Origin of the sequence: Rubritalea sp. (assembly GCF_039830215.1) — a bacterium.
In the GTDB taxonomy this organism is placed as follows: domain Bacteria; phylum Verrucomicrobiota; class Verrucomicrobiia; order Verrucomicrobiales; family Akkermansiaceae; genus Rubritalea.
Genome location: NZ_JBDOPO010000097.1, coordinates 21,573 through 27,572, shown reverse-complemented (window position 1 = coordinate 27,572; position 6,000 = coordinate 21,573). Strand labels below are relative to the sequence as shown.

Sequence of the window (6,000 nt, the reverse complement as noted above, 5' to 3'; positions counted from 1 at the left end):
AAATCTCAACATCAAAATCCCCTCCGACACACCAAAACAACTCACCCGCAGCTATGACGCAGCACGCAGCAAACTCGGGCTTAAAAAGCACTTCGGAAAGAGCTCAGGATCCTTCCTCGACGACCATTATCCAATGATTGTTATCGCTGATATTCCCACAATTGACCTCATTGGTGACTTTTCTACAAATAAATGGTGGCACACCTCAGCGGATAACATGGACATCATTTCAAAAAAGAGCCTTGGTATGAGTATCCACATGACGCTCGAAATCCTCTCCAACCATCTCTAGGAGAATGATACGCGCAAAATATAGATTTAACCTCAGCGGACACCGCGAAAAAAAAGAACACATTCATAGCACTTTTAGGTTGTCAAATCCCCCACCACACCTTACACAACGCGCACCGCAACGCAGCTAGCGCCGCTGAACGGAAAACACTTCAAAGTGGCCCATTAGCTCAGTTGGTAGAGCAACGGATTGAAAATCCGTGTGTCCTTGGTTCGAATCCGAGATGGGCCACCATTTTAAAACCTGCTTCTATGCAGGTTTTTTTTGCCCATATTTCTGCTCATTGAGTGCACACCTCCTACAGTATAGGGCGGCGGCTCAGGTCTGGCTCTATTTTTCAGGCAATACTCCACACACTACTAGTGCCGCCGTCGATTGACAAACCAAACTTTATCCAGCCGCACTCTTGATTGAGTGTGGCTTTCCTTTTGGCTCGTGTGGGCAAATAGTCTTCTCAATCACAACGTCATTTGACTAATGGAATGGACATGACGAGCCACTTAAGGGAAATGAACTTGCAGGCTCAAATACTTATTAAGACAACAAAAATCCCTTGAACCAATATGGAACAAGGGCGAATCAATGGTACTCCCTACAGGACTCGAACCTGTGACCTACGGATTAGAAATCCGTTGCTCTATCCAGCTGAGCTAAGGGAGCACATTGTAAAAAAAGTGCCACCCCCGGAGTGGAGCCAGAGGCAGCGGGGGCTTGGTAATGGATGGAGTGGATTTAGGCAAGCTGATTCTTGCCTGATATGAGTAAAAATTTGAGCCACTGCGTATAATTCGGTTAGTTGTCGGAGTTCGGGGTTGCTTGTGTGGGGATTTCTCTTTAGTCCAGCCATTCCACACACAATGTTTTCTATGTTTAAATTCAAAAAGAAGCGCGGCAACTTGAAGGACGACTGTCTCTCGGGATTCACTGTATCCCTAGTACTTGTCCCCGAGGCTATTGCCTTTTCATTCATTGCTGGGGTGAACCCACTTGTTGGTCTTTGGTCCGCGGTCTTTATAGGCTTCATCACAGCTGCCTTTGGTGGTCGTCCAGGTATGATCTGTGGTGCAACGGGAGCAATAGCCGTAGTTGCAGCCAAAGCCTTTGAAATGGGTGGTGACACTGGTATTGCTGGCATGGACTACAAGTACCTTTTCATCGCTCTTATCGGAGCGGGAATAATCCAAACAATCATTGGTTTATGTAAAATGGGTCGACTCATCCGCCTCGTCCCTCACCCAGTCATGATGGGATTCGTTAATGGTTTGGCAGTATTGATTGCGATGGGACAGCTTGAGTTCTTTAAGACATTCAAGGGGAATTTCGACAATGACGGTGCACGTATCTTCGAATGGATCTCAGGATCAGATCTAGCGATGATGGTCGGCCTAGTCGCGGCTACGATGGCGATTGTAGTGTTTTTACCCAAACTCACCAAAGCGATTCCTCCCTCGCTCGTTGCGATTGTTAGTGTTGGTCTCATCACCTATTTTGGACTCGTTGATGGACGTACCGTCGGTGATGTATTAGAAGCGAACTCAGGGTCCTCCGGCATGGATCCCCAATTCAACCCAGCCTTAGTCAATCTCAGTGGAGTACCATGGGGTGACTGGTCGTTCTGGGCTGGCATCCTTCCTATCTCATTGACCATCGCTATTGTTGGACTGATTGAGTCATTGCTCACCTTGCAGTTGATTGATGAGATCACTGATAGCCGTGGAAAATCCAACCGCGAGTGTCTCGCTCAGGGGGCGGCAAATATGGCTTCTGGATTCTTTGGCGGCATGGGTGGCTGCGCTACAATTGGCCAATCACTTCTCAACATGAAGTCTGGTGGACGTGGCCGTACATCAGGAATCGTAGGCGCCCTTACTCTTTGCACGCTCATTCTTTTCGGGTACGAACTCATCATCAGCATTCCTATCGCAGCCCTCGTGGGTGTGATGTTCATGATCGTGATAGCGACCTTCGAGTGGTCGACCTTCAAGACGATGGGCAAGGTTCCCAATTCCGACATCTTCGTGATCCTCGTGGTAACTTTCGTGACGATTTTCTCTCACAATCTCGCACTAGCTGTGTTTGTTGGCATCATTGTCTCCGCTCTTGTGTTTGCTGTAAAAAGCTCCAAACACATAACCATTGAACTCGTCAATGAGACTAATGAAGAGCGTGTGTACGCAGTGGAAGGCATGATTTATTTTGCCTCAGTAAGCGACTTCACTGACCACTTCCAAGCCAGAAGTGGCGTGCAGAATATCGTGATCGACTTTGAAAAGGCGCGCATCTGTGACCACTCAGGGATCGATGCGATCCATGCGATGTCCGAGCGCTACCGTAATGTTGGCAAGACTCTTCATCTGCGCCACCTATCTGCCGATTGTCGTCATATGATCGAGCGGGCTGGTACATTGGTAGACATCGAGGTGCTACCAGACGATCCTGACTACAGCGTGGCGAGCCTTCGCCTAAAGAAGTAGTCCACGTTATGCTCATTTTAAAAGCTCCAAGATGATTCGTTCATCTTGGAGTTTTTTGTTTTGCGCCCCCCGCTTGGCTTTCGTACTAACAAGCCAATGGATGAGCAAAAGAAGCGTGGGTTATTGATCGTAGTGGAAGGAATTGACGGCACGGGAAAATCCTCGCAGGTCAAAATGCTAGCTGACGCTCTACGAGCAAGTGGAGAAGAGGCTCTGCAGGACCGCGAGCCATCGGATGGTCCATTTGGAAAAATCCTCCGGGCTTCGATGACTGAGGGGCGATTCTCTCCCGATGAAGAGCTAGAGATGTTTCACAAGGACCGTAAACAACATGTGGATGATGTGATTCTGCCAGCTCTTGAGGCCGGCACTCACGTGGTGTTAGACCGTTATTATTTTTCCACCATGGCTTACCAAGGTGCCAATGGATTTGATGTGGCTGAGCTACGTAAGACCAACGAGTCCTTTGCTCCAGCTCCTGACATATTGTTCATTCTCGACCTCGATGTCGACCAAGCACTGGAGCGCATTGGCTCCCGTGGTGATGAGGCAAATGAATTTGAACAACGCGATGCGCTTCAATTTTGCCGCGACGTTTTCCTCAGCGTTAAGGATGAAAGCTATGCTAGAGTCATCGATTCGAGCCCATCGATCGAGACGATCCACGCTGAGATGCTACAGTTGGCTCTGGCTGAGATTCACTGGATAAAAGTGCTATAAGCAAGCCACTGCGTATCGCTATTGTATGCTTCAGCAGTGCTGGGCTTGCGTGCCCTACTGTATTGGCAAGTGATGACCATGCCTTGTGCTTGTTTGAAAGAGCTTCGGAGCACTCCCCCATTGGCGCCGTTTTTTTCTACTTCAACCGACTGATCTCTTAGTTCTCAGTGAACTGGGAATCCATGGTGCTGTGCTCTCCACAACGACAGTCATCGACCAACTCACTGTATCAAAGACATTGGAGCAACCATGCTCGATCTTCACTATGGAGCACTCTTCGAAGGAATCGCTCGAACTGGCACGCACCGCTGCACACTTTTCGCATTAATAGAAGGTGCTATCACTGAAACTGGGCTCAACCTCATATGGGGAACTGAGATTTCTCAGGTTGAAACCAGTAATGCAATTCACACACTCATCGATATCGACTCCAACCGATTCGGCCCTTTTGACCTACTCTTAGTTTGTGATGGCTCGAGCTCGGCACTGCGTGAGCAAATAAGACCAAGCTACTCTCATAAACAATACCCATGGGGGGCGTTGTGGTTTATCGGAAAGCGCTCTGATGCTTTCCTGCCAAACCAACTCTGGCAGTCAGTTAGTTCGACAGATAAACTCTGTGGTTTCCTCCCTACAGGAACTGACGACGACCTGTTGAGCCTTTTTTGGTCGATACGGATGGATAAAGTCGATGATTGGAGGGCCACTCATTTAGATGCTTGGACGCAATCGGTTATAGAGCTCGCTCCTCACGCTGAGGAATTCCTGCAGCAAATTCGGAGTCACGATGATCTATCCGCCTCCGCCTACCACGATGATGTGATGAAAAAATGGCATACTGACAATGTGGCGATACTAGGCGACGCAGCACATGCTCTCAGCCCACAGTTAGGACAAGGAGTCAATCTGGCGTTAGTGGATGCTAGCACGCTGGCCCAATGCCTACGTGAGATGGAGCTCCCTCAAGCTCTTGCTTCATACTCCAGGCGACGAAAAAGCCACCTGAAGTTTTACCAACGCGCCACTCGCTGGGCGACGCCATTTTTCCAATCTGATTATTGCCTGTTAGGCACCGCTCGAGATCTCTCGTTCCCACTACTGAATTCAGTCCCATTGGCAAGAAATCAGATGACTGCGACAATGGCAGGGCTAAAGACAGGAGCATTCAGCATGCTATCGCCAAACCATTTCTTGTAGCAAGCACTATGAGAGCATTCAGTACCGAGCAGTTCTTGACCAGATCTTGATCTAGGCGTAAAGGGAAGTCGTTATGGCAGGATTTTTTAAGAAGTTCATCAACAAGGTTCGCAACCGTGCGGAAATAGATTGGGAGGAACTAGAAGCTGATCTCATAGGAGCTGATCTCGGAGCCCGTTTGACAATGACTATTGTCGATGAGCTCCAAGACCTTGGCCGCAAGATTTCCGGAGAAGATGTGGTCGAAACGGCAAAGAAACACATTGCTGAGATCCTACCTCATGATCTTTCTGATCTCGTTCCACGTGCTGATGGACTCCCCCACGTCATTTTGATGGTAGGAGTCAATGGCACGGGTAAGACCACCTCGACAGCAAAGCTCGCGACCTCATTTAAAGAACAAGGGTATTCCGTGATGGTTGCAGCTGCCGACACCTTCCGTGCAGCAGCTGTGGAACAACTAGAAGTTTGGGCGGAGCGAGTACAAATCCCGATCACCAAAGGAGCACCAAATGCAGACCCATCTTCGGTTTGCTACAAGGCTCACCAAGAGGCTATCAACAGTGGTACACAGTTCCTCATTCTGGATACCGCAGGAAGACTCCACACGAAGCATAACTTGATGGCTGAACTAGAAAAGATCGAACGCACCATCGCCAAACAAGACCCAAGCGCACCACACACCAAGATGATCGTGGTCGATGCAACCACCGGCGGCAACGCTCTGCAACAAGCTCGCGAGTTTAACAAAGTCATCGATCTCGATAGTTTAGTTGTCACCAAGCTCGACGGCTCTGGCAAAGGTGGAATCATCGTCTCTATCTACCAAGAACTCAAGATCGCACCGCGCTATATCGGCATGGGTGAAGAAGCTCACCAATTCAAACGCTTTAAAAAGCAAGAATTCGTGGAAGAAATCATGTAGCCTGCACTCATATGGCTAAAGGCCATTGGCAATACGCTTTTTTGACCGCGAAAAAAATACGAAAGGGACGACACCAGCAGCGACGATGAAGCTGTAACCTCTTACAAATCGTGCCTATTATAATTTTTAAGCCTTATATTCAAGATCACATACCATGCTCGTTTTAAAAATCGGACTCATCCTATTTCTTATCTTTTGGTTCTTGTTGGGAGCTTGGCTTGTGGCTCGCTACAATGTCTTGTTTGGACCGCATAAAGATGACCCAGCCGAAAGCCCTGGAGCACGCTCCTTTGGAGTGGCTCACATCGTTGCAGTTTGGATAGGCGGCGCTGCTCTTGCGCTCTACTTTCTGCTAAGGTAAGCAGTCTCTGGGTCAATGTTCATGCTTAGAT

Annotated in this window: 6 protein-coding genes and 2 tRNA genes; 7 read left to right on the top strand and 1 reads right to left on the bottom strand. The window is 48.6% G+C overall.

The features are described from left to right. The coding region (locus ABGY95_RS03200) for a M28 family peptidase (protein ID WP_347440252.1) at positions 1-292 on the top strand (292 nt) is incomplete at its 5' end. A 158-nt stretch (positions 293-450) separates the two neighbouring features. Next, positions 451-526 (top strand) — tRNA-Phe (locus ABGY95_RS03195). A 349-nt stretch (positions 527-875) separates the two neighbouring features. Here ABGY95_RS03195 and ABGY95_RS03190 read toward each other — a convergent pair. Further along, positions 876-952, bottom strand: a tRNA-Arg gene (locus ABGY95_RS03190). A 197-nt stretch (positions 953-1,149) separates the two neighbouring features. Here ABGY95_RS03190 and ABGY95_RS03185 point away from each other — a divergent pair. The 5 genes from ABGY95_RS03185 (at position 1,150) to ABGY95_RS03165 (ending at position 5,969) form a co-directional block, all read left to right on the top strand. Beyond that, entirely contained in the window at positions 1,150-2,766 is a 1,617-nt protein-coding gene (locus tag ABGY95_RS03185; RefSeq protein WP_347440251.1) for a SulP family inorganic anion transporter, read from the top strand. Positions 2,767-2,862: 96 nt separating this feature from the next. Then, complete coding sequence (tmk, locus tag ABGY95_RS03180; RefSeq protein ID WP_347440250.1) at positions 2,863-3,486, top strand: dTMP kinase; 624 nt, start codon at positions 2,863-2,865, stop codon at positions 3,484-3,486. A 249-nt stretch (positions 3,487-3,735) separates the two neighbouring features. After that, the gene (locus ABGY95_RS03175; RefSeq protein WP_347440249.1) at positions 3,736-4,683 is read left to right on the top strand and encodes an NAD(P)/FAD-dependent oxidoreductase; all 948 of its coding nucleotides are present in this window, start codon (positions 3,736-3,738) and stop codon (positions 4,681-4,683) included. Between the two features lie 73 nt (positions 4,684-4,756). After that, positions 4,757-5,608, top strand: coding sequence for a signal recognition particle-docking protein FtsY (ftsY, locus tag ABGY95_RS03170; RefSeq protein ID WP_347440248.1), 852 nt, complete (start codon positions 4,757-4,759; stop codon positions 5,606-5,608). Positions 5,609-5,762: 154 nt separating this feature from the next. Next, positions 5,763-5,969 (top strand): hypothetical protein, encoded by a 207-nt coding sequence (locus tag ABGY95_RS03165; RefSeq protein WP_347440247.1) that lies wholly within the window; start codon positions 5,763-5,765, stop codon positions 5,967-5,969. Positions 5,970-6,000: the final 31 nt, after the last annotated feature.